At 63.2% G+C, this 25,062-nt stretch carries 22 protein-coding genes and 2 pseudogenes; 16 read left to right on the top strand and 8 right to left on the bottom strand.

The features are described 5' to 3' along the window. The 4 genes and pseudogenes from MJ601_RS20915 to MJ601_RS22065 form a co-directional block, all read left to right on the top strand. Window positions 1-183 (top strand): annotated as a pseudogene (locus MJ601_RS20915) (aldehyde dehydrogenase); the annotation flags it as partial. A gap of 51 nt (window positions 184-234) precedes the next feature. Beyond that, window positions 235-567, top strand: a complete 333-nt coding sequence (locus tag MJ601_RS22155) for an FmdB family zinc ribbon protein (RefSeq protein WP_491572941.1) — start codon at window positions 235-237, stop codon at window positions 565-567. Window positions 568-608: 41 nt separating this feature from the next. Continuing rightward, window positions 609-860 (top strand): annotated as a pseudogene (locus tag MJ601_RS22070) (DJ-1/PfpI family protein); the annotation flags it as partial. A gap of 73 nt (window positions 861-933) precedes the next feature. Next, window positions 934-1,185, top strand: coding sequence for a DJ-1/PfpI family protein (locus MJ601_RS22065; protein ID WP_348635610.1), 252 nt, complete (start codon window positions 934-936; stop codon window positions 1,183-1,185). Between the two features lie 1,221 nt (window positions 1,186-2,406). On the opposite strand, the gene MJ601_RS20905 is transcribed toward MJ601_RS22065, so the two are convergent. The 8 genes from MJ601_RS20905 to MJ601_RS20870 form a co-directional block, all read right to left on the bottom strand. Next, window positions 2,407-3,294, bottom strand: a complete 888-nt coding sequence (locus tag MJ601_RS20905; RefSeq protein WP_242130330.1) for a LysR substrate-binding domain-containing protein — start codon at window positions 3,292-3,294, stop codon at window positions 2,407-2,409. Between the two features lie 182 nt (window positions 3,295-3,476). Then, a complete protein-coding gene (locus tag MJ601_RS20900) occupies window positions 3,477-3,926 on the bottom strand; it encodes a hypothetical protein (protein ID WP_242130329.1) in 450 nt (149 codons plus the stop codon). Window positions 3,927-4,031: 105 nt separating this feature from the next. Further along, window positions 4,032-5,582, bottom strand: coding sequence for an AMP-binding protein (locus MJ601_RS20895; RefSeq protein ID WP_242130328.1), 1,551 nt, complete (start codon window positions 5,580-5,582; stop codon window positions 4,032-4,034). A gap of 16 nt (window positions 5,583-5,598) precedes the next feature. Further along, on the bottom strand, window positions 5,599-6,792 hold the full coding sequence (locus MJ601_RS20890; protein ID WP_242130327.1) for a thiolase family protein: 1,194 nt from the start codon (window positions 6,790-6,792) through the stop codon (window positions 5,599-5,601). After that, the gene (locus tag MJ601_RS20885) at window positions 6,789-7,223 is read right to left on the bottom strand and encodes a Zn-ribbon domain-containing OB-fold protein (protein WP_242130326.1); all 435 of its coding nucleotides are present in this window, start codon (window positions 7,221-7,223) and stop codon (window positions 6,789-6,791) included. The genes MJ601_RS20890 and MJ601_RS20885 overlap by 4 nt, the downstream gene beginning before the upstream one ends. A gap of 37 nt (window positions 7,224-7,260) precedes the next feature. Next, window positions 7,261-8,475: a CaiB/BaiF CoA transferase family protein gene (locus tag MJ601_RS20880; protein WP_242130325.1), complete on the bottom strand. Its 1,215-nt coding sequence runs from the start codon at window positions 8,473-8,475 to the stop codon at window positions 7,261-7,263. A 59-nt stretch (window positions 8,476-8,534) separates the two neighbouring features. Then, window positions 8,535-9,698 carry an amidohydrolase family protein gene (locus MJ601_RS20875; protein ID WP_242130324.1) on the bottom strand — a complete coding sequence of 388 codons (1,164 nt, stop codon included), beginning with the start codon at window positions 9,696-9,698 and terminating at the stop codon, window positions 8,535-8,537. Window positions 9,699-9,799: 101 nt separating this feature from the next. Next, entirely contained in the window at window positions 9,800-11,383 is a 1,584-nt protein-coding gene (locus MJ601_RS20870; protein ID WP_242130323.1) for an MFS transporter, read from the bottom strand. A 319-nt stretch (window positions 11,384-11,702) separates the two neighbouring features. On the opposite strand from MJ601_RS20870, the gene MJ601_RS20865 reads away from it, so the two are divergent. The 12 genes from MJ601_RS20865 (at window position 11,703) to MJ601_RS20810 (ending at window position 24,863) form a co-directional block, all read left to right on the top strand. Further along, on the top strand, window positions 11,703-12,992 hold the full coding sequence (locus MJ601_RS20865; protein ID WP_242130322.1) for a cytochrome P450: 1,290 nt from the start codon (window positions 11,703-11,705) through the stop codon (window positions 12,990-12,992). A 59-nt stretch (window positions 12,993-13,051) separates the two neighbouring features. After that, window positions 13,052-13,384, top strand: coding sequence for a hypothetical protein (locus MJ601_RS20860; RefSeq protein ID WP_242130321.1), 333 nt, complete (start codon window positions 13,052-13,054; stop codon window positions 13,382-13,384). A gap of 16 nt (window positions 13,385-13,400) precedes the next feature. Next, window positions 13,401-14,138 (top strand): SDR family NAD(P)-dependent oxidoreductase, encoded by a 738-nt coding sequence (locus MJ601_RS20855; protein ID WP_242130320.1) that lies wholly within the window; start codon window positions 13,401-13,403, stop codon window positions 14,136-14,138. 117 nt (window positions 14,139-14,255) lie between these two features. Continuing rightward, on the top strand, window positions 14,256-15,347 hold the full coding sequence (locus MJ601_RS20850) for an MDR family NADP-dependent oxidoreductase (RefSeq protein WP_242130319.1): 1,092 nt from the start codon (window positions 14,256-14,258) through the stop codon (window positions 15,345-15,347). Between the two features lie 36 nt (window positions 15,348-15,383). Continuing rightward, entirely contained in the window at window positions 15,384-16,883 is a 1,500-nt protein-coding gene (locus tag MJ601_RS20845) for an aldehyde dehydrogenase family protein (RefSeq protein ID WP_242130318.1), read from the top strand. Between the two features lie 27 nt (window positions 16,884-16,910). Beyond that, entirely contained in the window at window positions 16,911-18,245 is a 1,335-nt protein-coding gene (locus tag MJ601_RS20840) for an alpha/beta fold hydrolase (protein WP_242130317.1), read from the top strand. Between the two features lie 34 nt (window positions 18,246-18,279). Continuing rightward, window positions 18,280-18,483: a ferredoxin gene (locus MJ601_RS20835; protein ID WP_242130316.1), complete on the top strand. Its 204-nt coding sequence runs from the start codon at window positions 18,280-18,282 to the stop codon at window positions 18,481-18,483. Window positions 18,484-18,584: 101 nt separating this feature from the next. Then, window positions 18,585-19,709, top strand: coding sequence for a phosphotransferase family protein (locus MJ601_RS20830; RefSeq protein WP_242130315.1), 1,125 nt, complete (start codon window positions 18,585-18,587; stop codon window positions 19,707-19,709). Window positions 19,710-19,737: 28 nt separating this feature from the next. Further along, a complete protein-coding gene (locus MJ601_RS20825; RefSeq protein WP_242130314.1) occupies window positions 19,738-20,514 on the top strand; it encodes an SDR family NAD(P)-dependent oxidoreductase in 777 nt (258 codons plus the stop codon). Between the two features lie 39 nt (window positions 20,515-20,553). Then, window positions 20,554-21,624 carry an ecdysteroid 22-kinase family protein gene (locus MJ601_RS20820; protein ID WP_242130313.1) on the top strand — a complete coding sequence of 357 codons (1,071 nt, stop codon included), beginning with the start codon at window positions 20,554-20,556 and terminating at the stop codon, window positions 21,622-21,624. 387 nt (window positions 21,625-22,011) lie between these two features. Continuing rightward, on the top strand, window positions 22,012-24,183 hold the full coding sequence (locus MJ601_RS20815; protein WP_242130312.1) for a TonB-dependent receptor: 2,172 nt from the start codon (window positions 22,012-22,014) through the stop codon (window positions 24,181-24,183). A gap of 392 nt (window positions 24,184-24,575) precedes the next feature. Then, on the top strand, window positions 24,576-24,863 hold the full coding sequence (locus MJ601_RS20810) for a type II toxin-antitoxin system RelE/ParE family toxin (protein ID WP_242130311.1): 288 nt from the start codon (window positions 24,576-24,578) through the stop codon (window positions 24,861-24,863). Window positions 24,864-25,062 lie beyond the last annotated feature (199 nt).

The following is a 25,062-nucleotide window of genomic DNA, read 5'->3' as shown; positions in this document are numbered from 1 at the left end:
ACAGGCCAGTGCAATGTGAAAGCCTATAACCGGCAGCTGCGCGACCTGATCTCGACCGGGCGCGCGAAGCCGTCGTTCATCGTGTCGCACGAGCTGCCGCTTGATGAGGCGCCGAACGCGTACCGGCATTTCGACGCGCGCGATGATGGCTGGACCAAGGTCGTCCTCAAGACCGCCGCATGACGGCCGCTCCACCGCCCACGCTCTCCACCTCCTCTTGCAGCGAGGAAAGTCATGCCGAACTACGATTATCGTTGCCCAGCATGCGGGCCTTTCACGGCGATGCGGCCGATGGCGGAGTTTCGCGACCCCTGCGCCTGCCCGGCCTGCGGGGCCGTGGCGACGCGGACGCTTCTCGGAGCGCCGGCCATCGCCGGCACCAATTTGACCCGGCGTAGCGGCCTCGCTTCGAGCGGGCATGGTGAGAGCAGCCAAAGTGTCAAGAAGGCCACCCACCCCGCCGGCTGCGGCTGTTGCGCGCGCCGGTCGCCGATCCCGAGCACCATCTCCTCGAACGATGACCGCATCTTCTCGTCCAGCGGGCCGGTGCGTCGGCGCGAACGGTGAGCGCAGTCACATAACCAATCTTTGTTGAAAGGAGAGACGACATGGCTTCTGAAACCCTCAACGGCCTGAAGGTCGCGATTCTGGTGACGGACGGCTTCGAGCAAGTGGAGATGACGCAGCCGCGGAGGGCACTCGACGAGGCAGGCGCCAACACAAGGCTCGTGTCGCCCAAGGATGCCGAGGTGAAGGCTTGGAACTTCACGGACTGGGGAGACACCTTCCCCGTGGACGTGCCCCTTGGTAGCGCCCGGACCGAGGAGTTCGACGCGCTCCTGCTACCGGGCGGCGTCATCAACCCCGACACACTCCGGATGCAGCCCGAGGCAGTCGCGTTCGCAAAAGGCCTTCTTCGACGCCGGCAAGCCGGTGGCGTCGATCTGCCACGGACCTTGGACCATCATCGAGGCGGGTGCCGCTCGCGGCAGGCGCCTGACGTCCTGGCCGTCTCTGAAGAGCGACCTTCAGAACGCCGGCGCGCAATGGGTCGATCAAGAGGTCGTGGTCGATCAAGGCCTGGTCACGAGCCGCAAGCCCGACGATATCCCGGCCTTCAACCGGGAGGTGATCAATCTGTTCGCGGGTGCAAGCGGGCAATCGCGGCAGGCGGCGGCCAGGTAAGAGCCGCAGGCGGCACTGTGCAGCATCAGCCTTCCTCGCGCAGGTCGGTGGCATGACCGAACCGAGCATCCTGTTCTCGGCACCTGCGCACATCCTCATTGCGCCGAACGGCTGACCACAGAAGTCGTTCGTTCTCTATCAGCATATCTTCGGCGAGGGCGGCTCTGCCTCGTCCGCTTCCTGGGGGTACCGCGTTTCACGCTTTAGCCTCATACCTCTTACCGGTACCCCCAGCGGGAAGGGATAGGCTTGGACGGCGACAAACGCACCTGGCCAGAAAGAGTGAAATTTTAGCAGATTTCCGCCGGCTTACGGGACTCGAAAGGCAAACTTAGAGGCTTGAATTATATAGGTAGTTTCTAGAAATTACAGACAAAGCCCCCTCGGAAGCCCCCAAAAAATTTGAGGCAGTTCGGCACGAATTCGAGTCCCCTCACCTCATTCCAGCAGCGATCCTTGCGCTAAATCTCCAACTTCGCTGCAAAGAGTTAGCGGCGCCAATTCCAACCCAAATCAGCCGTTCAACCAGCCGCTGGCACTTACCAGCAGCAGAACGTCAGCTATTGCGGATCGACATGGGTTAACCTCGCTTGCACAGAGCAGGCTCGTTTCCATTCGTCGCAGATTAACAGCTTCGAATGCTGCTCTTGCTCCTTTATGATATACTCGAGCGCCGAATCGATAAGACATGATTGCCTTCTTTCCTGATCGAGGATTAATTTTTTGATCTCATGATACGGGTCGCGAGCTCCTTCCCTCTAAGCGCTGCGGTATTATAAAGGCGCGTGTCGCGCTTGCCTGTCACCTCGCGGTCATCATGTATCCCAACCTGCGCGACGGCATTTTGTTCAAGGCGTGACGTATAGTAGAATCTGCTTGCCGATGGTTAAGCGTCAAAGCTGATCCGACGGCGGTGTCCCGAGAGGGAACGCACGGACGAACAATATGTGAGGGCGGTTAAAAGGGCAGAAAAGCCCCCTTCGTGTCAATGGAACGTTCGCTTCTATGAGAGCCGATGCAGCACGAGCAAGCTCGGGCTTGGCCAGTGCGGACGGATTCATGAAACCCTCAAGGGATCAATACCGCCTAGCTCTGCGATTGCAGATCATGACCCTAGATAAATCCGGCTCCGACTACAGTATAGAAGACCAATTTGCCAATTATCGATTTGTCACGGCGACTCTTTCACATAGGGTCCACAATTATTTTCGCTTACCTCTATTATTGCGTTATTGCGTCCGAAAACGCGCGAACATGCTCGATGAATGCCTTCCCACCTTCCTGAATATGCTGAGGACGCCAAACCATCGCGATCGACCATCTCAGATTGGACGGCAGGTCGCTGATGGGCCGGAATGCCACACCACGCGCCCCGGTGAGAATTGCGGTTTCGCTGGCCAGCGCAGCGCCGATATTGGCCGCCACCAGGCTGAGGGTCGTTGCCGTCTGAAGCGACTCCTGCACGATACGCGGGCTTACGCCAACATCGCGAAAAGCGTTCAACATAGAGGAAACCCGGTTAGGAGAAAGGGACAAGGGGGCCATGATGAGCGGCAACTGACCGAGTTCCGCCATGGTCACGCTTTCCTGCTGCGCAAGGTCCCACTGTTCCGGAATGGCGGCGACAAAACGGCATCGCTCCACAACGACGCTGTCGCCGCCCTCTATCAGGTCGATGGTCGGATGGATGAAGCAGACGTCATATCGCCCCTCCATCAACCCGATCATCTGGTTGGGCGACGATTCGTCGTACAGCTTGAGCTCGACATGATCGGGAACGCGATGATAGGCGGCGATTATCGGCGGCAGCAGGCGGAACATGGCCGGGCCGATGAAGCCGATGTTGATGCTCGCCGCATCGTCCGCCGCCGCCCGAAGGGTCACGGCGCGGGTCAGATCGGCCTGCATCAGCGTTCGGCGCGCTTCCGCCACGAACACGCGGCCGGCCGGTGTCACCGAAACCCCGCTGCGTGACCGTTCGAGCAGCTTCACGCCCAATTCATCCTCCAGCCGCTTGATGGACTGGCTGAGGGGCGGTTGCGCCATATTCAGCTTCTGCGCGGCGCGGCCGAAATGCAATTCCTCAGCCACGGTCACCAAGTGACGCATATGCCTTATGTCCATAGATCTCTTAATCCGGGCTGATATCATGAAACTCTTGAAACGTGGAGATTAGAGCGCGTTCCTGTCTTATTGGCAAGATGGCTGCTGTCGTCGGATGGGAATCAGTCCGGGGCGACACATCCCATGAGGAGGGGAAAGGTAACGCACCCTTCCCCCCATTCCGCTCTTCAGCCACCCGGTGCTTCATAGGCAGGCGCGGCTTGCTGATTGAGCGTATGCCGGTCCGGCCGTGCCGTCGCCGCCCTTTCCATAGCGTCCATGCGCATGCCGAGCGCATGGGCCGGGTTGATTTCCAGCGCCACCGTCTCCTCCTCATAGATAAGGACGTGCCCGGCCGGGAAGAAATAGACCATGCCGGTCTCTGCCACTTCGTCCGGCCAGTCGGTTCCAGGGAAGCGACAGCGGATCCGTCCCTTGAACACATAGCCATAATGCGGGCAGGGGCATATGCCCCCGGGCAGCATGCCGTCGGAATAGGCATCCGTACAGTCGAGCGGCGGAACCTGTGTCAGCCCCACCTCCATGTCGCCCATCCGCATCGAACGGAAATGGCCCGCGACATGGGGCCAGCGTCCGCCGCCAGCGTCGGGGATTTCTTCCAAACGAATAGCCGTCATACGCTGGTCCTCTCCTTGCTGTTAACGGGAGCGCCGTTCGCACGCGCGTCGAACAGTCGATACGCCTTCGTTCTGATCCTCTTTACAGATAGGCTGGCACCTTACTCACGCCGTTGCAGGCTCACGAAGCATGGCGCGCAAATCGGGTTTCAGCACCTTGCCGGCAGTGTTCCGTGGAAGGTCGGCGACGATGTGGACCTGTTCCGGCGTCTTTTGCCGGGCGACCTGTTGCGAGCCGAAATGCCGTTGCACATCCGCAAGATCGATCACCGTCCCCGGCGCGACGACAAGGAAGGCGCAGACGCGCTCGCCCAGCAGCGGATCGGGAGAGCCGACCACCGCCGCCTCCACCACGCCCGGGATAAGGCAGAGCATGTCCTCGACCTCCCGGCTCGCGATATTTTCGCCACCGCGGATGATGATGTCCTTCTTGCGGTCGGTGATCGCGAGATAGCCGTCCGCGTCCAGCCGCCCGATATCGCCGGTCCTGAGCCAGCCATCGGCGGCGAGCGCCTCTGCATTGCGCTGCGCATCGCGATAGCCGACGAAGCGGTCGGGTCCACGCGACCAGATTTCGCCTTCCCCGCCGACCGGCAACACATTCCCCGCATCGTCCACGATCTGCACCTCGACGCCCGGCATCAGCCGCCCGTCGGTGCCCAACCGCTTTTCGATGGGGTCGGCGGGCGTGCCCGAAGAGATGGTCGGATGCTCGGACAAGCCATAGGCGCGATAGGTCGCCAGCCCCGCCTGCTGGCACCGTTCGATGAGGGTGGGAGGAATCATCGTCGCGCCCGCCATATAGTCGGACAGGGACGACAAGTCTCGACCATCCGCCTGCGCCGCGTCCAGCAAGGTGGTGATGTGAAAGGGCGTGCCGCTGGTCGCCTGGATGCGATATTGCTCGATCAGGCGGGCGGCGGTGGGACCGTCCCATGCGTCCATGAACGCCCCCGCCTGACCCATCGCCCAGAAACGCATGAGCGACAGCACGCCCGCGATATGCCCCGGTGGCCAGGGTGAGAGACTGCGCAGCGCGCCGCGCATCTCCCGGTCCGCCGCCAGTTCGGCCAGCAACGATCGGTGACTGTGCTGCACGCCCTTGGGTTCCGATGTTGTGCCGGAGGTGTAGACCAGCAGCGCGACGTCGTCCGGCCCGACCGCGACCGGGTCGCCCAGTTCATCCCCCGTCGCAAGCGTGGCGAACGCAATGGCGCCCGTCTCCTCGCCTTCGACGATGTGGATCAGGTCCGGAAACGCATCGCGCATGAGCGCCCGGCGCGCCGGAAAGTCGATCCTGCGCCAGCTTTGCGGCGTGACCAGCGCCTTCGCGCCCGACTGCCGCAGGATGAACTCCAGTTCGGCCCCGCCATAGATGTGGATGATCGGAAGCAGCGTCAGGCCAAGCCAGGCGGCGGCCGCATGGACCACCATCGTCGTCGGATTTGCAGGCGTCTGCACGGCGAGAACGTCGCCCCTGGCAAGGCCAAGGCGTGACAGGCCCATGGCGACGCCACGCGCCTGCCGGACGACCTCTTCCAGCGTCACGACTTGGTCGGCGCCGTCCATGTTGAACCAGGCGGTGACGCCGGGGTCCGACTGGCAACTGGCGAGCATCGCCGTGGCGAGCGTTTCCGGGAAATTTGCGTTCATCATCCTGACTCTCCTCAGATCAGTCCCGCGCCAGCAGCAGGCAACCATAGCCAAAGCCGCCATTGCTGACGATGCCGGCGCGGGCATCGCGAACCTGCCGTTCCCCGGCAAGCCCCCAGAGCTGCATGCAGGCTTCGTGCGTATGGCCATAGCCGTGGAAGCGCCCCGCCGACAGTTGACCGCCGCTGGTGTTGAGGGGAATTTCTCCATCCAGTCCGATGCGCGCTCCACCCTCCACGAAGGCGGCGGCTTCGCCCCTACCGCACAGGCCCAGCGCCTCCATCCAGAACAGGGTCAAAATGGAGAAGCCGTCATAAATCTGCGCGAAATCAAGATCCGCAGGCGTCATGTCCGTGCGAGACCAGAGCATTCGACCGGCCACCGCCATGCCCGGCATGCCGGTGAAATCACCCTCGTGCAAGCCCACGCCCAGTCCACTGGCCCCCAGCCCCATCGCCTCTATCCGCAGCGGTGGCAACCGACTGTCCCGCGCCGCGTCGCAATGCGACAGGATCAGGGCGGTCGACCCGTCGATATGCGTGTCGCAATCGAAGATGCGCAGCGGATCGGAAATCAGGCGCGAGGTGAGATAATCCTCGATAGTGATCGGCTCGCGATAGATGGCGTTGGGATTGAGCGCCGCCATGGCGCGGCTGTTGACCGCGATCGCGCCCAGTTGCCGCTCGGTCGCGCCATAGGCGCGGAAATAGGCGTTGGCGTAAAGCGCGAACATCGGCGCTGCCGACAGGGCATTGTAGGGCGCCTGCCAGGATTGCCCACCCCAGCTTCGCGCGGCGACCGCGCGGCCGCCCCCGATGATGCCGGCATGCTTCACCTCCGCCCGCGCCGCAGCCTGTGCGACGGTTCGGAACACCAGGACGTGGCGACACTGTCCTGACGCGATCGCCATGATCGCGTTGGCGATAGCGCCCATATGCGCATGCCCCTCGGTGGAGGCGCCCATCCAGCGCGGCGACAGGCCCAGCGCGGTCATCACGTCGTAGCTCCCCACCGGCGACAGGCCGTCGCCATTGGCGATCTGCCCCGGATAGGTCGACAGGCCATCGATGTCGGATAGGCGCAGGCCCGCCCTCTCAATCGCGGCGAGACAGGCGTCCAGCGTCAGCGACAGGGCCGGGCGCGCCGAAGGCCGCGCCACTTCCGACTGCGCGGCACCGGTGATGCGGACCAGCTTTTCCGGGAAATCCGTCATCGATGCGCCTCCCAGCCCCGGTCGGGACGAAAGACCGGTAGGAATATATCGTCCTGAGCGATGAAATCGACCGTCACGGCCATGCCTGCCCTGACCTGTTCCGGATCGACGCCGACGATGTTGACGATGAGGAAAAGCCCCGCCTGCTCGATCAGTTCGACGGCGGCGAGGACGAAGGGAACCGCCATCCCCGGCAACCAGGCCTGGCGATTGATGGTGAAGGTCACGACGCGCCCCTTGCCGGACACCGGCTGGGGAGCGGTCTCCCTTCCGCCGCACGCCTGGCAGAAGTCCTGCGGCGGATGCTGCCAGACGTCGCAGGCGCCGCAGCGCGCGACCAGCAGTTCACCCCGTGCGCCGCCCGTCCAGAACGGCCGGTTGAGCGGATCAAGACCGGGCAGGATGCGAGGCGCGCCTTCCTCCCGGATCATGGAGCGGCTATCCTGACGATGATCGGACAAGATCGCATCAGTAGACGACGCCCGCGACTTTCAGGTCGATGATCGCATCCTCATCATATCCCAGTTCGGCCAGCACCTCATCATTATGCGCACCCTTTTCCGGGGCCGGACGGGGGGACAGCGGCCTGCCGTCGAACTGCGTCGGCGCGCTCACCATGCGCAGGGAATGGCCCTCACCATAGTCTACTTGCTGCAAATAGCCGTTCGCTGCGACCTGCGGATCGTCCTGCAACTCGCCAGGCCGCTGCACCACGTCCCACTGGCCCGGCTGGAGCGCCAGCCGCTGCTTCCATTCAGCAAGCGGCTGCCGGGAAAATACGGCATCCAGCTCAGCGACGCACGCCTCCAGATTGGCGGAACGGGCTTCCTCCTCGGCGAAACGGGGATCGGTCGCGAGTTGCGGCTCGCCAATCGCGGCGCAGAAGCCGGGCCAGTATCGCTGGCCCTGCAACATGCACAGCGCCAGATACCGTCCGTCCGACGTCCGGTAGTTGTTGACCAGCGGATTGGGCATGACCGTACGGCCGCGCTTGGGCAGGGCGTCCAGCCCCTGATAGAGCGCCTGGGTGATGTGGCTTTGCATCGACCACATGCTCGCGCCCAGCAGCGCGACGTCGACCACCGCGGCCTTGCCGGTCGCCGCACGCTGATACAGCGCCGCGGCGATCCCGCCCGCGAGCGCGGAACCACTGGTCGTGTCCCCGAACGCGCCCGACGGCATGGCGAGCGGATAGTCGAGTTCCGCCGGCGTCACGGAATCCGCGATGCCCCCCCGCGCCCAGAATGTGATGGCGTCATAGCCGCCCTTCTCCCCATCCGGCCCATGGCGGCCCGCAGCGTTGCCGACCGCATAGATGATATGGGGATGGCGCGCGCGGATGTCGTCGATGTCGATCCCCATCTTGCGGCGCGCGGGCGGCAGGATATTGGTCAGGAACACGTCCGCCCCCTCCAGCATCCGATCGAGGACGTCGAGCGCCCCTTCTATTGAAAGGTCGAGCGTCACGCTGCGCTTCCCGCGATTATAAGTCTCGAAAGACAGGTTGAAGGGGCCGGAACCGGGACGCAGGCCGTGGGTCGCAAGCCCTCTTATCGGATCGCCCGCCGGCGGTTCGATCTTGATGACGTCGGCCCCCATGTCCGACAATATCCCGCCGGCGGAAGGCACGAAGGCCCACATCGCCACCTCGATCACCCTGACGCCTGCCAAAGGTCCGCTCACCCCAACTCTCCCTATTCCCTGATCGGCAGCCGGTCGCCACCACCGCGTTGCTGTCGTTCTCAGGCGTTGAAAAGCGCCTTCGCCCGCCCGCCCAGGATCAACGCCTTGTCTTCCAGCGGCACGCCCCGGAACAGGTCTTCGATGACATCCTGCGAATGGGGGTAGGTGGTTTCCGAATGCGGGTAGTCGGACGACCACATGATGTTGCCGGCGCCGGGGAAACCGCGCATTTCTATCCCGGCGCGGTCGTGGATGAACGATCCGTAGACGTTGCGGTCCATATAATGGCTCGGCAGTTCAGGCAGCGTGCTCTTGACCCAGTAGCGCTGCTTCTTCCAAGTTTCGTCCATATAGTTCGCCGCGAAGGCGAACCAGCCGACGCCGCTTTCCACCGTCACGAATTTCAGGTCCGGGAAACGCTCGAACACGCAGCCGAAGATCAGCACCGCGATCGGTTCCGCCATGGCGAATTTCGACATCAGCAGGTCGGTCAGGAAATGCTGCGGTTGCTGGAACCGCACGGACCGGCCGCCCAGGTGGATGGTGATCGGCACGCCCAGATCGCAGGCAGCCTGCCAGAACGGATCGAATTCCGGGTCGGAATACATGCGGCTGCCAGTCGTATCGCCGGTCAGCGCCAGCACCTGCGCCGCGCCCGCTCCGCTTTTCGCCAGGCTTTCCTTCAACATGGGGAAGGCCGGGATGTTGATGCCTTTCAGGCCCCAGCTCACGCAATCCTTCATCAGTCGAATGGATTCCTCGACATCCTGCATGGGAACATATCCAATGCCATGCAGCCGGGCAGGCGAATATTTGCAGAAATCGGCGAGCCAGCGGTTGTAGGCGGTAAAGCTCGCCTTGAAGAGGTCCTCGTTACCGGTGCCGAGCGGGCCACCGCCGAACAGGACCTGCGAATCGATCCCGTCATGATCCATGTCTTCAAGGCGGGCGGCGGGCATCCAGCCGCCGTTGCGCGCATCGCTCAGCTTGCCTTCCATCTTGAAGGTCATGCCGGTGCGTCCGGCCTGCGCGCCGATCAGGTTCAGCTTCTTGCGGCGTCCTTCGAATTCGACATAATCGCAATCCTCGCCGGCATCGCCGGGCACGATGCGGGGCGCGAGATTCCTGAGGGATGCTGGCAGGTAATCGGCCCAGAAATCCGGCGCCGGATTTACATGTGCGTCGGCATCGACGATTTCCAGCTTATCCAATTGGGTGGCCATTATTCATCCTCCAGGAGTAGTTTGACTTGCCGGGCTTTCCCCCGGCCGCTGAAACGAGAATAGAAACTGATTCTTAATTTGAGAAATATTAATTGACGCCATTATGATATCTTGACGGTTTCAAAATCGGTCTGCGGTTCGCCCGCTTTTGCAGCCCGACCGCCCTTGCTGGCGATGTCGGATGCGACCGTCCGGACGCCCGCCAACAACAGCGCGACCGCAAAGGGCGTCAGCGCGTATAGCGCCAAAACGCCGGCCGACAGGCTTCCCGACACCTCGCTGATGACGCCCACCAGATAAGGTCCACAGGCCAGTGTCACTACGATGATGAGCATCGAAAAGGTCGCGGCGCCCGTCGCGCGCATACGGGGCAAAACCAGTTCCTGCACCACAGCCGCAGCCGATGGCGACCAGCAGTTCTGGACGAAGGCGAAGCCCCACAATGCGATCAGGAACAGCCTGATATCGGCGGTCGTGAATGCGACGAGAGCGAGCGGAACCGAAAGGCCGAGCGAGCCCAGCGTCATCACAGCCGCCGCCGACTGATGGCGGCGGCGCAGCCTGTCGCCGACGATCCCGCCCAGGATCACGCCGCCGCCGCCGCCGACGGCCAGGATGATTCCGATCGTTCCCCCCGCCGCGCCGGGCGCCATATGCATCACGCGCATGGCATAGGGCACGGCCCAAAATAGCGTCGCATGCTGGATACAGGCGGTGATCGCCATGCCCGACACGAGCCAGCGGAAAGAGCGGGTGCCGAAGGTGAGCGTGAAGAGCGGCCCATCATTGGCCCGGATGCGCAGCGCGAAGCCGAGCATGGCGAAAACGACCAGACCAAGCGCCAGCCATTGCTGTATCTGCCCCGTCAACCAGCACAAAAGCGCCACCACGGCCGCGATCGCAAGGGTGATTGCTGCCGTACGGGCGACCGGCGCGCCCCGGCGTAACAGGCTGAACACAGGGGTAAGGTCCATGAGGCTGCCCAAAAATTCGGCCCAGGGGCGCGTGCTGACCGGCAGGATTCCCGTCGTCCGGCGCGGATCGCGGATGAAGAAGATCAGTACGGCGAGGATGACGCCGGGAAAGCCCGCGAGCAGGAAAGCGCCCTGCCAGGGCCGCAGCGCGCCGATCACGCCGAATTCGGCGGTCAACTCCACCCAATGCTGGAGAATATAGCCGCCGATGACGAGCGAAGCGCCCCCGCCCAGATAGATGGCCGCCAGATAAATGGCATAGGCGGAGGCGCGCCGCTCCACCGGGAAATATTCGGCGATCAGGGCATGGCTGCATGGATTGGCCGTGGCTTCCCCGACGCCCACGCCCAGCCGCGCCATGGCGAGCGACGCGAAGTTGAACGCGAAACCGGACAGCGCCGTCATGCCCGACCACAGCGCCAGACCGACGCCCAGGAGCCTTGGCTGACTGACATTGTCCGCAAGACGGCCCACGGACAAGCCGAATATGGAATAGAGCGCCGCAAACAGCGTGCCGTAGAGAAAGCCAAGTTGCGCATCGTCAAGGCCCAGGTCGGCCTTCAGCGACTCCGCGAGGATCGAAATCAGCTGCCGGTCGAGATAGTTGAAAAAATTGGCGAAGGTGAGCAGCGCCAGCACATAATAAGGATAGGCAGTCCTGCCCGATTTGAGGGCGCCATGCGGCGCGGCCTGACTCTGAACGGCTACCATCCATCTCTCCCTGAATGCCTCCAACGGCATCTTGTGCGGCGGCGGGAGCATGACGGACAGTTCGGCATCATGAAAATATTTAAATCAGCGATTAAGATAGAAAATTGATATCAGGCCGCCGCTTTTATCCCCACGTCCGCAGCCACGCAGCGGTTCCGAAGACATGAATATGACCTTCGCACCACTCGGTGCGCTTTCGATATCCTGATGATATTCTGTGACGGCTAAATAATATTTGCTTCTTACCATCGCGGGCGGAACACTGGCGGAAATGATACCGCACAAAGCTGTTGCCACGTCGGTGCGTCGGGAGAGTTGGATGAGCAATTATGTGGATGCCCTGCTCCGTGAGGATTCGCGGCTGGCACAGATTTTCAATGTCGAAGCGGACACGCTGGAATCGGGCTCGGCCCTGATCGAAGACCCCTTCCCGGGGCTGGCCCGCCTTCGCGAGAAGGGCAGCGTGCAAAAGGGCGCGCTGGGCGATCTGCTAGGCTATCCGGGCTATCATTTTCAGCATCACATGGCTGGATATCCGACCTATTCGACGCTCTCGTTCAAAGCGACGAACCAGGGGCTTATCCGGAACGACCTCTTTTCCTCCCGCATCTATTACAAGCTGGGTGTGGTGGACGGTTTCGGCGAGACCATCCTGAACAAGGGCGGCGCGGATCACCTGCGTTACCGTGGCCCGATCCAGCCGATGTTCAGCCCGCAGGCGGCGGAAAGCTGGTGGAACGACACCATCATCGCGGAAACGGTCGAGGCGCTGATCCGCGACATCGAAACGAAGGGAGGCTGCGACCTGTCGCTCGATCTGTGCGCACGCATGCCGGTGCATGTCGTGTCGGCGGGTTTCGGCATCGACCCGGAAGAGATCATCTCGTTCCGCATCGCGATCACGGGCCTCCTCAGCCATAATGCGACGCCCCAGCAGCGGGGACAGTCGATGGCGGATGCGCGATCCATATTGCTGAAAGTCATCACCGACCGGCGCAGCCGACCGCGTGAAGACATCATATCGAAGATGATCGCCGCGCCCATCAAGGATGGTGACGGCACTATCCGAAGCTGGACGGACGACGAGATCATTTCCCATTGCATCCTGATCGTGCTGGCCGGCGGTGGGACGACCTGGCGACAACTGGGCATCACCATCTATGCGCTGCTCAACCATCCGGAGCAGCTTGCGCTTTTCATGGCGAACCGGGACATGGCCGGCGACGTCATCCTGGAAGCCGCGCGCTGGCATCCCACCGACCTTGTCTTCCCGCGCATTGTCGAACAGGACACGGAACTGGAGGGCGTGATGCTTCCGAAGGGGGCGATGCTCCATCTCTGCCTGGGATCGGCCAACCGCGATCCGGCGCGCTGGGAAAATCCCGACCGCTTCGACATCACCCGGCCGGTCCAGCGCTCGCTTGCCTTCGGCGGCGGTCCGCACAGCTGCCTTGGCCAGCATGTCTCGCGGCAGGAAATGGTGGTCGCGCTGAATGCGATCTTCGACCGTCTTCCCAATCTGCGCTGGGATCCGGAACAGCCCCCCGCCCGGCTCATCGGCGATCTGTTCGCGCGCGGTCCGTCCGCGCTGCCGGTTCTCTTCGGCTGACGAGACATCGAGATAACCAGCGCGGCGCCGTCCGCGCGCAAGAATCATGGAAAGCGGATATGGCAACATACAGGATGGTCGTCATCACCAAGGCGGCGGACGGCCGCGTCGACGATCTCGCACGCTGGTATGACGACCAGCATCTGCCCGACCTGCTCCGCGTGCCGGGCATCGTCGCGGCGGAACGGCATTCCCTTCGGCAGATCGGCGCCCCTCCCGGCATGGAGGCTTATGATTTCATGGCCGTCTATACGTTCGAGACCGACGATCCGATGACGGTGCTCGCCGAGTGCGGCCGTCGTCTGGGCACTCTGGACATGCCGCGCGATTGCTCGCTCGACAGTTCGAAGACGATGACCTGGATCGCGACGCCCGAATGCACGATCCGCTAAGCTGCCCGCGTGCCGCGTGAACGGCGGCAGGGAAAGGCCCGGCAAGGTCGCGCTGGTCGTGGGCGGTTCCGGCGGCATCGGCGAAGCGGTGTGCCAGCGGTTTTCCAGGGATGGCTGGCAGGTCGTCACGGCGAGCCGCAATCCGCCTGCCGACGAAGCGGCGCAGGACTGGATGCCGATCGACATCACCGATCATGCGCGTTGCGCGGATGTGGCGGAGCGGATTGCCGCCCGCTTCGGCGCGCTCGATGCTCTCGTCAACTGCGCGAGTGTCGCGGTGCCCGGTCTTTCCGGCCCGTTTCACCGAACCGATCCGGCAATGTTCGATCTCGGCGCGCGCACGAGCATTGTCGCGACCTTCAACCTCGTGCACGCCATGCATCGCCTGCTGGCGATGCGAGGCGGAGCGGTGGCGCTGTTCGCGTCGGACGCCGCCCTGTTCGCGTCGCGCAACCAGTCGATAGTCGGCCCAACGCGCGCGGCGATCGTCAACTTCACGCGCAACTATGCAATGGAGGCGGCGGAAGATGGTATCCGCCTGAACTGCATCAGCCTGTCCTATGTACGCGGCACCCCGATATTCGACGCACTGGAACACGAGGGATCGCCGCGGATAGCGACTGCCACGGCGCGCGCGAAGCTGGGCCTGCCGCAGGCCGGGGACATAGCCCCGCTGGTCGCGTTTCTGTGCTCGGACGGAGCGAGGCATATCACCGGTCAGACCATCAGCGTCAACGGCGGCCTGTCGGCCTGATCGCAACCATAAATATCTAAAAGATATTATGATTGTTGATAATCATATTTGACGAATATGACATAACGCCTAGTCTGAGACCAGACACTTTTGCGCGGCGGGCCGAATCCGGGCCGCATGGCGACAAGATGGAATGCAGGGGAGACAGGACATGCGGAGTGGCGCGCCATGGTGCTGAACAGGGATATGGACAGCATCAACCGCAGGGTCGTTCTGCGCGCCCATCCGCAGGGTCTGGTGCGCGACGATGATCTGGCGATCGAACAGGGGCCTGTCCCGCAACCGGATGAGGGCCAGTTGCTCGTCCGTAATCACTGGCTGTCGGTCGATCCGATGATCCGCATCTTCATCGACGCGGCCCCGCTGGGGGGCAGCGTTCCGCCCATGCCGATCGGGACGACCGTCCCCGGCCCGGCCGTGGGGCAGGTCATCCGATCCAATCGCCCCGACTTCGCTGTCGGCGATTGGGTCGAAGGGCGGTTGGGCTGGCAGGATTATGCGCTGTCATCCGGGCAGGGGCTGAACCGCATCGATCCCGATGACGGTCCCGTGGAACTGGCGCTGGGCATGCTGGGCCTTCCAGGTTTCAGCGCTTTTGTGGGGCTGGATGTCGCTGGCCCGCTGGCGCAGGGCACCATATTGCTGGTCAGCGGTGCTGCTGGCGCGGTCGGTTCGGCGGTCGGTGCGCTGGCCCGGGCACGCGGCCTGCATGCCATCGGCATCGCCAGCGGCCCGGGCAAGTGCGCCTGGCTGCGGAAGACAGGCTATGCCGACGCCGTCGATCGCACCGCGCCGGACTTCGCAGAGCAACTCGCCCGCGCGGTCGGCGATCGCGTCGACCTCTATTTCGACAATGTCGGCGGGCCGATGATGGACAGCGTGCTGCCGCTGATGAAGCGCGGCGGGCAGGTGCTGATCTGCGGATTGATGGCGCAATATGACGACATGGTCGGCAGGGAGGGCGGCGGACATGATCGCCTGCCCGCCTTCCTTGCCGCCGTCATGGCTCGGGGACTGATCGTGAAGGCTTTCGCCAATATCGACCATCTGGCCCTGCGGCCGGCATTTCTTGCGGAAATGGGCGCGATCATCAGGGCCGATCCCGCCATTGCCCGCGTCCATGTCACCCAAGGCATGGAGCAGGTCCCCGCCGCTTTCCGCAGGCTTTTCACAGACAGCGTCGTCGGCAAGTCGCTGGTGCGGATCTAATCCGCCGGTTGCCGCGACCATCGGGAGTATGACGACATGAATGCAGCGACATCCAAAAAGATCGAACCCGACCAGAGCTGGCCGACCGCGATGCTGATCGACGGCGTGCCGACACCGGGCGACGGTGAGGCGATCGCCGTGGAAAACCCCGCGACCGCGTCGGTTTTCCTCTCGTTCGCCGGTGCCTCCCCCGCCCAGTTCGACAGGGCGATCGCCGTCGCGCGCGAGACGGCCGACCGGGGGGAATGGGCCGCCATGTCTGCTTCCCGCAGGGCGGCCATCGTGCAGCGCTATATCGACCTTTTGCTAGAACAGGCTGACGATCTGGAGCGGATCGTCATCGCCGAAGCTGGTTGTCCCATCTCGTCGGCGGTGATGCCGGTGCAGGTGCGCCTGCCGCTGATACAGGCACGCCAGCAACTCGATCTCTACCTGACCCTGCCCGAAAGCGAGAGCAACCCCCTCCCCCTCGACGATCGCATCAATTTCGCGGGCAATGTGTTCCAGAGCATGCGGCGCTATGTGCCACACGGCGTGGTGGCGGCGATCTCCGCCTATAATTTCCCCTTCTTCCTCAACGCCTGGAAGGTGATGCCCGCCCTTGCGACCGGCAATTGCGTCATCCTGCGCCCCAGCCCGCTGACGCCGCTGTCCGCGCTCGCCATGGCAGACGCCGCGCAACGCGCCGGCATTCCTGCAGGCGTGTTCCAGATCCTGGCGGAGGCCGGTGCGGAGGGCGCGCTGCGCCTTACCACCGACCCGGCGGTCGACATGGTCAGCTTCACCGGTTCCACCGACGTCGGCCGCAAGGTCATGGCGCAGGCCGCCCCGACGATGAAAAGACTGCAACTGGAACTGGGCGGCAAGTCGGCCCAGATTTTCCTGCCCGACCGGCTCGAAGCCTCCGCCTCGGCCGCGGCCAGCGTATGCCTGTCCCATGCGGGTCAGGGATGCGTTCTGGGGACGCGCGTGTTCGTGCCTGAAACCGACAAGGAACGGCTGATGGCGATGATGGCCGCCTCGCTCGAGAGCGTCGTCATCGGCGACCCGCTCGATCCCGGGACGCAGATGGGGCCGGTCATCACGCGCGGACAGGTCGAACGGTGCGAACGCTATGTCGCGCTGGCGATGCAGGCAGGCGCCCGGATCGTGACGGGCGGCAAGCGTGTCGGTCGCCCCGGCCATTATTTCGAGCCGACGATCCTCGACGTGCCCGACAACAGCAATCCGGCCGCGCAGGACGAGATATTCGGGCCGATCGTGTCGGTCATCGGCTATCGTGATGTCGACCATGCGGTCGAGATGGCGAACGACACGATCTTCGGCCTGTCGGGCTATGTCTGGAGCGCTGACACCCGTGCCGCCCTGAACGTCGCCAAACGCATCCGGTCGGGCACCGTCAACGTCAACATGGGCGGCGCGCTGAGCGCTTATGGGTCGTCCGGTGGTCTGGGGCTGAGCGGCCTTGGGCGCGAACGCGGCGTGGAGGGGCTACGCGTCTATCAGGACCTTCAGGTCCTGAACTTCACCCATTGACGGAATCTGGACCGGGAGGACGAAGATTTGCATAACATCGCTTTCACCGGCGCGGCGGGCAACGTCCTGGCAGCCAGCCGCTGCGGCGGAGACGATGCGCCTGCCGTGCTGCTCGTTCCGACCGTGGGGCAGACGCGACATATCTGGCATGGTGCTGCGGAGGCGCTCGAACGGGCCGGCAGGCAGGCGATCTGCCTGGACCTGCGGGGCCATGGCGACAGCGCGGCGGTGCCCGATGGACGTTATGCGCTGGAAGATTATGCCGCCGATCTCAAGGCGGTGCTGGGACAGCTTCCCTCCCGCGCGACGGTGGTTGGGCTGGGCGGCGGCGGGCTGGCCGCCATTATCGCGGCGGGCGAAAGCACGCCGGGCCTGGTGTCCGGACTGGTCCTTGTCGGAGTCACGGCCCGGGTGGACGCGGCGGTGTCCGAACGCATCGGCGGGTCGGCCCGCCGCCTTGCTGAAGCATTCGACAGCCCCGATGCCCTGCGTGCCGCCCTGGCCGACGTGCACCCGGGCGAACCCACGCCGACGAGCGACCTGCTGCTGTCAGGGTTCAAGGAGGGGGCCGATGGACGGTGGCGCTGGGCAGGCGACCCCAGTGTCGTCGGGGCCTTCGACCTGATCGGCAACAGCGCGCGCATCGAAGCGGCAGCCGCGCGCATCAAGGTGCCGACCACCCTGATCCGGGGCGCGCTCAACGAATCCGTATCCTATGAATCGACACTGCGGTTGAGCGGTCTCATCTATGGATCCGAACTGAAGGAAATTGCCGGTGGCGGGCACCATATCGTCGCGGATCAGGCCGACGCATTCAACGCGGTCCTGCTCGAATTTCTGGAAGATCGCGTGCCGCTGTCACCGATCAGTTATCAGAGCGGCGACGATCCCCGGCTTCTCCGCGATGCGTTGGGCTGTTTCGGTACGGGCGTGACGGTAGTGACGACAATGTCGCCGCAGGGCGAGCCGATCGGCTTTACCGCCAATTCCTTCGCGTCCGTGTCGCTGGACCCGCCGCTCGTCCTGTTCTGCATCGCGAAGCGATCGGCCAATCTGGAGCAGTTTTCGAGCGCCCCCGGTTTCGCCATCAACGTCCTGCACATCGGTCAGCAGCCGACGTCGGATCGTTTCGCGCGCCCCAATGATTCCCGCTTCGACGGCGTGCCGTGGGAAGTGCGCGTGCCCGGCGGATCGCCTTTCCTGATAGGATCGCGCGCCTCGCTCGACTGCCGGACCCACGCGATCCACGATGGCGGAGACCATCTGATCGTGGTTGGCGAAGTGCGGCAGGCGGATTTCGAGCCGCATCGCGACCCGCTGCTCTACATCCAGGGCAAATATCGCCGCGTCCATTTCACCTGAGCCGCAAATTGCCGCCCACAAAGAAAGGTACCCCATGAAACTGCACATAATCCCCGATCGCTGCTGCGGGGCGCAGACCTGCGCGATGGTCGCGCCCGAAATCTACGCGATCAATGAAGAGGGCTTCAACGCGTTCGTCAACGCACCCGAAAGCGTGGTCGTTTCCCCCGATCTGGAGATGAAAGCGATCGAGGGAGCCAGCGCATGCCCGGAAAGCGCCATCGTCATCGAGGATTGACATGCCCCTGTGATGATATGATTTCAATATCATAACGCGAATATCTAATATTTCCTTATCGGGTGCGAGCAGAATAAGCCCGAACAGGAATGGAGAGTGCGATGCCAAGAACAGCCGATGCGGTGGGCCGCAGCGTGCCGGGTGTGTCCCCACAGGATGTGATCGGCCGCGACATCGGCCTGCTGCGCGATGTCATGACAAACTGGTTCGAAAGCCGGGGCGTGGCCGTGGCCCGGCTCGACGGGCTGACCTATCCGGTGGGCGCGGGCCAGTCGAACGAGACCCTGTTATTCACGCTGGTCGAACCGAACGATGCTGTGCAGGAACTGGTGCTGCGGATCGCGCCGGGCAGCTATGCCCTGTTCATGGACCCGCGTTTCCGCGAGCAGCAAATGCTGTTGAAGATGCTGGGCGAAGGCCATCATGTCCGCGTCCCCGAAATCCTGTGGCAGGAGGATGACCCGTCCGTCATCGGCCAGCCCTTCTTCATCATGCGCCGGCTGCCCGGCTGGGTGCCGGTCAGCCAGCCCCCCTATAATGCCGCCGGCCGCCTGTTCGAAGCGACCCCGCGCGAGCGCGAGCGGCTGTGGCAGAATGCGCTTATCGAACTGACACGCATCCATAGGACGCCCGTGGAAGCACTCGGCTTCCTTTCGCGCGGCACGGACGGATCGGGGTTGAAGCAGCAGTTCGACCATGATGTCGCCGCCTTCCGCTGGGCGCTGGCGGGCCGCGAGGTTCCCTATCTGGAAGACGCGCTCGAATGGCTGGTCGCGCATTTTCCGCAGACTCCTGTCGATGGCCTGTCGTGGGGGGACGCGCGGATCGGCAACATGATGTTCGACGACCGTTTCAACCTGACCGGCGTGCTCGACTGGGAACAATGTTCGCTGGCCGGGGGAGAGCAGGATCTGGGTTGGTGGCTGCTGTTCGACACGCTCTACAGCAAATCCATCGGCCTGGAGCGCCTGCCCGGCCTTGGCGACCGGGCGACGACCATCGCGGCGTGGGAAGCCTTGACCGGCCAGCGCGCCACGGCGTTGCCATGGTATGAATATTATAGCGGCTTCCGGCTCGCGACGATTTACCTGCGCAAAACGCAGCTCGACCGGATGTCGCTGCCCGGCGCCAATATCGGCAACAACCTGTTCACCCGGCTGATGTCCGATCTGCGGGACCTGCCGCCGCCGCCGGACATGCTGGAAACATATGCGTCTCGGCCCTGACCGGGCATGCATGAAGGAGAGAGAGAATATGCTTCTGGAAGGAAAAAGCGTCGTCATCACAGGCGCGGGCTCTGGTGTTGGCCGGGCTGCGTCGCTGCTGTTCGCGCAGCATGGCGCGCGCCTCGTGTGCGTCGACATCAACATGGAATGGGCGGAGGAGACCGCTCGTCAGGTTCGCGAAGCAGGCGGCATGGCGGAGGCGCTGCGCTGCGACGTGCGCGTCTATGACGAGGTGGCCGGGGCGATCGACCGGGCTGTCGCGGCCTATGGCCGACTGGACGTCATGTACAATAATGCCGGGGTCGCCACGGCGACCGACGGACGCCCGCACCGCCTGATCGATCAGGACGATGGCGATTTCGAACGGCTGGTGTCGATCAACTTTCGCGGTGTCGTCTATGGTTGCCAGGCGGCCGTGCGCACCTTCCTGAAACAGGGGGGCGGCGGTGTGATCGTCAACACCGCATCGGTCGCGGGCATGATCGGCTGGGGCGGGGTCATGTACGGCGCGACGAAGGGCGCCGTCATCCAGTTGACGCGCGGCCTGGCGATCGAAGTGGCATCGCACGGCATAAGGGTCAATTCGGTGTGCCCGGCGGGCATGGTCACCAATTTCGGGCGCGACGACGGCCAGGGCTTCGAGGCCGACGATGACAAGGTGGCCGCCTATGCGGCGCAGCATCCTCTGGGTCGGGTGATCGAGCCGGTCGATTGCGCCAATGCCGCGCTGTTCCTCGCTTCCGACCTGTCCCGCAACGTCACCGGCGTCCTGCTGCCGGTCGATGGTGGCAAGATCGCGGGCTGAATGCCCTGATACCGCTCCAAGCCAGAATGGATGCCAGACATGGCCGTGAACATACCCGATCCCGCCCCGATCACGACGATGGGCGTCCTCGACCCGGACTGGCTGACGCGGACAGTCTATGCAGCGTGGCCGGGCGTAACTGTCGAAGAGGTGGAGGTGGTTGAAACGCTTGCCACCACCGCGACGAAGATCAGGATCAGGACCCGCCTGCGCGGCGCAGACGCCACGGTCCCGACCGCCCTTTGCATCAAGGCCATGCTGGACGATCTGGGCGAGCAGTTCAGGGGATCGGCGATTTCCATCAACGAGGCGGCCTTCTATCGCGATATCGCCGCACCTCTCGCCAGCGCGGGGCTGCGCACGCCGCCCTGCCTGTATATCGGCATCGACCCAGCGACATCCCACGGCCTGATCGTGATGGAAGATCTGGTCGAGGCCGGCGGCCATTTCCTGTCCGCCCTCACCCCCTATAGCCCGCAGGATGCGCGCGCCAGTCTCGACCAGCTCGCGCGCCTGCATGGCGCGACATGGCAGACCCAGGCGCCGTTCGATGCCCCCTGGGTGACGCACGCGATCGACGCGATCGCCGAGAAATCCATGATTCCGCTCGATATGTTGCAGGATCTGATGAACGGGGAACGCGGCAAGCCGCTGCCGCCTGCCGTGCTGGACGCGCAGCGGTTGCATCGCGCCATCGGCCGGGTCGCGGCGGTTTTCCGCACGCTGCCGTCCTCTCTGGTCCATGGCGATGCGCATGCCGGCAATCTCTATGTACTCAGGGGCGATACCGGCCTGATCGACTGGCAGTTGCTGCAGCGCGGCTGCTGGGCGCTGGACGTCGCCTATCATCTGGGCGCGGCGTTGCTGCCCGAAGTGCGTCGTGCCCATGAGCGGTCGCTCCTCGACCATTATCTCGAGAGACTCGCCCGCTTCGGCGGCCCGCGACTGGACGCCGGTGAAGCATGGACCAGCTACAGAATGGCGATGCTCTATGGCTATTATCTGTGGGCGATAACCCGTCGGGTCGATCCCGTTATCACCTATGAATTCAACCGTCGCCTGGGCCTGGCCGTCGCTGACCTGCAAAGCCTGGAGCTCGCGGAAAGCTGATCCATCCTTTCGCGATCAAGTGGACTTACAGAAGACTTAAAGAATATCAAATAACTGAAATTAGATATTATACACAGAATGATCTGAGGCCTATTATCTGCCTTGGCACAGGGCAAAAAGCCCGGCCTTTTATTCAACAACGGAAGGAGAGGATGTGATTTCGACATCGCATGCACGCGCAATCCCGCATTGCGCGCCGACCTTTCCTGTCCGCCTGTATCTGCCGCATCGAAAGGGAGCATTCAGGTCTCCCTCTCGTGATGACGGCGGCGCGTATAATTCACCATCCGGTTTCTGGACCCCAAGCGGCTTCGTCGCAAAGGACATGCCAAAACAAAAAATGACATGAGGGAGGGTATGATGACAGCTTCGATCAATAGCAAAGCAATGATTTTCCTCACACTTCTGGGCGGAACGGCGTTGGCGTCGCCATTGCGCGCGCAGGAGGCGGCGGTACAACAGGATGGCGGCCAGAGCGCCTCCGTCGGGCTGACCGACATCATCGTCACTGCGCGGCGGCGCAGCGAGCGACTTCAGAACGTGCCTGTCGCGGTTACGGCCGTCACGGGCGCGGAACTGGAACGGCGCACCGTCAGCGGCATTTCCGAAATCGCGGCCGCAACGCCCAATCTGCGCTTCAGCGAAGGCGCGCGGGGACCCACCGTGTCCTTCGTGACGATCCGCGGCCAGACCAACATCAACCAGACCATCGCCGGCGATCCCGCTGTCGGCATCTATTTCGATGAGGTCTATATCGCCCGTTCGCCCGGCGCTCTGTTCGGGTCGGTCTACGACATGGGATCGGTGGAGGTGCTGCGCGGCAATCAGGGCACGCTGTTCGGTCGCAACAGCACGGGCGGGGCCATCCTGCTGACGCCCAACCGCCCCAATCTGGAGGAGGTCGAGGGCCACGTCGAGGCAGGCTTCGGCTCCTATGGCCGGGCCGATTTCAGCGGCGTCCTGTCGGTCCCGATCGTGCAGGGATCGCTGGCGGCCCGCGCGTCGATCCAGCGGGCCTATGCGGACCCCTTCACCACCAGCATCGTGAACGGAAACGAGATCGGCTTCGGCGACCGCAACCGGCTTTCGGGCCGGGCCTCGCTGCGCTGGACCCCGATGGACACGCTGACCTTTGACCTCACCTATGACTATTCGCGGGTCAACGAAAATGGCGGCGTGTCGCGCAGCGTCACCCGCACGCCCGCCAACACGCCCTTTTACCAGAGCTTTTCGGCCATCCCCAACCCTACCGCCTATGCCCGCACCGAAGGCTGGCTGTTCAAGGCCAACTATGCCGCTTCACCCGCGTTCAACGCCAAGGCGATCTTCGGTTATCGCAAGCTGAATTATTACAATACGCGGGATGTCGACGCAACGGTGTCGACGGCGATCGACGCTGAACTTCTGGGCAAGCAGCAACAGTTCAGCAGCGAGTTGCAGATCAGCGGCGACGTACCGCTTGATACTTTCATCGCCAAGCTGAGCTATACCGGCGGCGTCTATTACTTCACGGAATCCGGCTCGGACGACAGCGCCACTCCGCTGGAAACGCCGACGACGGCAAGGCGGCAGTTCCGTCATGGCCGTAACACATCTTTTGCGGGCTATACCCAGCTGGAGGGCTATTTCACCGATACCCTATCCGTCTTCGGCGGCCTGCGCGTCACCAATGACCAAAGGTCGCTGGACATCGGCAACGCAACGGCGGGTGTCTGCACGCTGGTGGGCAACCCGCCCGGCTGCCGGTTCAGCGGATCGACGTCGACGACATTCCTGTCCTGGTCGGCGGGCGTCAGATACAAGCTGACCCCGACGATCAACACCTATTTCCGCGCAGGCCGCGGGCAGCGATCGGGCGGCCTGGACAGTTCGCCCACCCGCCTCGTATCGTTCGCGCCAGAGGTGCTGACCGACTATGAGGTGGGCCTCAAGGGAAGCTTCCTCGACAATCATGTGCGCGCAAACGTCGCGCTGTTCACCGGCAATTACGATAATATCCAGCGTTCCATCGTACAACTCGACGGAGGCGGCATTCCTTATTCCGCAATCCTGAACGCCGCCAAGGGCCGCGTGCGCGGCCTCGAGGCGGAACTGAACGTCACGCCCGTCAAGGGTTTGACCTTCTCCGGAACGCTGGGTCATACAGACGCAAAATATCTCTCCTTCACTGATCCGCTGACCGGCGTCGACAGGTCCGGCAACAAGTTCAACCAGGTACCCGCCTGGACTTATTCGTTGAGCGCCGATGCATCCGTCTCTACTTCCGCAGGCACGTTCAACGGCCGTGTCGACTATAGCTGGCAGAGCCGCGTCGCCTTCGAAGTTTATAATTTGCCAGCGACGATGGAGCCATCCTTCGGCCTGCTGAACGCGCGCCTTGGGTTCAAGCCGGAATTGAGCCTGGGCGGCATCCAGCCCGAGATTGCGGTGTTTGGCAAGAATCTGACGAACGAGCGTTACAATGTCGACGGCCTCACGCTTTCGCCCGCGCTGGGCGCGACCCTGTTCCGCAATTCGAACCCACGCGTTTATGGCGTCGACGTTCGGTTCAATTTTTGAATGGAAGGCAGACAAAGACAATGGCTGGCATACCGAAGGGTGTCAGCCATTATTGCAACAGGCCTAGCGGGACCACGAAAGACTCCACTCAAGCACCAATCTTACAGCATCGGGTACCGCCGCAGCGCCAGCGGCATAGTAGCTGCATCGAATTGCATCAAACGGATGCGCTTGGCGATCGGCTTTTGGCCCAGGCACTGAGCCGTTATGCTCTGCTTCTCACCACTGCATCAAACCGACATGAAAAGCGCGCGGGCGAGGCGGGGGGAAAGCGCGTTTTCAGGGGTGCCACCCCCCTCACCTCGCCCAGCTGCCCGCGCGCCAGTCCGGCGCGACCTCACCCGCCGCTGGCGCCGGTGGAGGGCTGATCCGATATGACAGGGGGCGTAAGATTGTTGCGCGCCGATGCCCATGGCAGGATGTATGTCTCTTATATGTTGACACCTTCCTTCCTGTCACATATAAATGACATGGAAACGCAGCAGACCCCGGCCTTCGCTGATTGGTTCGACAGCCTTCGCGATCGCAAGGCGAAGTCCAAGGTCGCGGGCAGGATCGCCCGCATCGAACTCGGCCTGATGGGCGATGTGAAGTCGGTGGGCGACGGCGTTTCAGAAGCGCGTATCGACTTCGGCCCCGAATACCGCCTCTATTTCACCCGCCCCGGGGCGAGCAGTTGATTATCCTGCTGGTGGGCGGCGACAAGTCAAGCCAGCAGCGGGATATCACGAAAGCAAAGGAAATGGCGGCTCAGATATCCTGACCCGCTTTGCAGGCCCGAAAGGAAACGAAACGATGGCCATCAAACTCACCCGCTTTGACGCGGCGGAATATCTGACCGAACCGGAGGATCAGGCCGAACTGCTGGCGGACGCCCTC

Source organism: Sphingobium trunci (genome assembly GCF_022664535.1).
GTDB lineage: Bacteria > Pseudomonadota > Alphaproteobacteria > Sphingomonadales > Sphingomonadaceae > Sphingobium.
The sequence above is the reverse complement of the archived record's forward strand: the minus strand, read 5'-3'. Positions and strand labels throughout refer to the sequence as shown.

Excerpts from the sequence above, each read along its gene's own strand:
- MJ601_RS20820 (WP_242130313.1), top strand. The coding sequence starts at position 20,554 with ATGGCCGTGAACATACCCGATCCCGCCCCGATCACGACGATGGGCGTC.
- MJ601_RS20895 (WP_242130328.1), bottom strand. The coding sequence starts at position 5,582 with ATGATGAACGCAAATTTCCCGGAAACGCTCGCCACGGCGATGCTCGCC.
- MJ601_RS20815 (WP_242130312.1), top strand. The coding sequence starts at position 22,012 with ATGATTTTCCTCACACTTCTGGGCGGAACGGCGTTGGCGTCGCCATTG.
- MJ601_RS20830 (WP_242130315.1), top strand. The coding sequence starts at position 18,585 with ATGCCAAGAACAGCCGATGCGGTGGGCCGCAGCGTGCCGGGTGTGTCC.
- MJ601_RS20900 (WP_242130329.1), bottom strand. The coding sequence starts at position 3,926 with ATGACGGCTATTCGTTTGGAAGAAATCCCCGACGCTGGCGGCGGACGC.
- MJ601_RS20885 (WP_242130326.1), bottom strand. The coding sequence starts at position 7,223 with ATGATCCGGGAGGAAGGCGCGCCTCGCATCCTGCCCGGTCTTGATCCG.
- MJ601_RS20890 (WP_242130327.1), bottom strand. The coding sequence starts at position 6,792 with ATGACGGATTTCCCGGAAAAGCTGGTCCGCATCACCGGTGCCGCGCAG.
- MJ601_RS20835 (WP_242130316.1), top strand. The coding sequence starts at position 18,280 with ATGAAACTGCACATAATCCCCGATCGCTGCTGCGGGGCGCAGACCTGC.
- MJ601_RS20860 (WP_242130321.1), top strand. The coding sequence starts at position 13,052 with ATGGCAACATACAGGATGGTCGTCATCACCAAGGCGGCGGACGGCCGC.
- MJ601_RS20850 (WP_242130319.1), top strand. The coding sequence starts at position 14,256 with ATGGCGACAAGATGGAATGCAGGGGAGACAGGACATGCGGAGTGGCGC.
- MJ601_RS20845 (WP_242130318.1), top strand. The coding sequence starts at position 15,384 with ATGAATGCAGCGACATCCAAAAAGATCGAACCCGACCAGAGCTGGCCG.
- MJ601_RS20825 (WP_242130314.1), top strand. The coding sequence starts at position 19,738 with ATGCTTCTGGAAGGAAAAAGCGTCGTCATCACAGGCGCGGGCTCTGGT.
- MJ601_RS22155 (WP_491572941.1), top strand. The coding sequence starts at position 235 with ATGCCGAACTACGATTATCGTTGCCCAGCATGCGGGCCTTTCACGGCG.
- MJ601_RS20905 (WP_242130330.1), bottom strand. The coding sequence starts at position 3,294 with ATGCGTCACTTGGTGACCGTGGCTGAGGAATTGCATTTCGGCCGCGCC.
- MJ601_RS20875 (WP_242130324.1), bottom strand. The coding sequence starts at position 9,698 with ATGGCCACCCAATTGGATAAGCTGGAAATCGTCGATGCCGACGCACAT.
- MJ601_RS20865 (WP_242130322.1), top strand. The coding sequence starts at position 11,703 with ATGAGCAATTATGTGGATGCCCTGCTCCGTGAGGATTCGCGGCTGGCA.
- MJ601_RS20870 (WP_242130323.1), bottom strand. The coding sequence starts at position 11,383 with ATGGTAGCCGTTCAGAGTCAGGCCGCGCCGCATGGCGCCCTCAAATCG.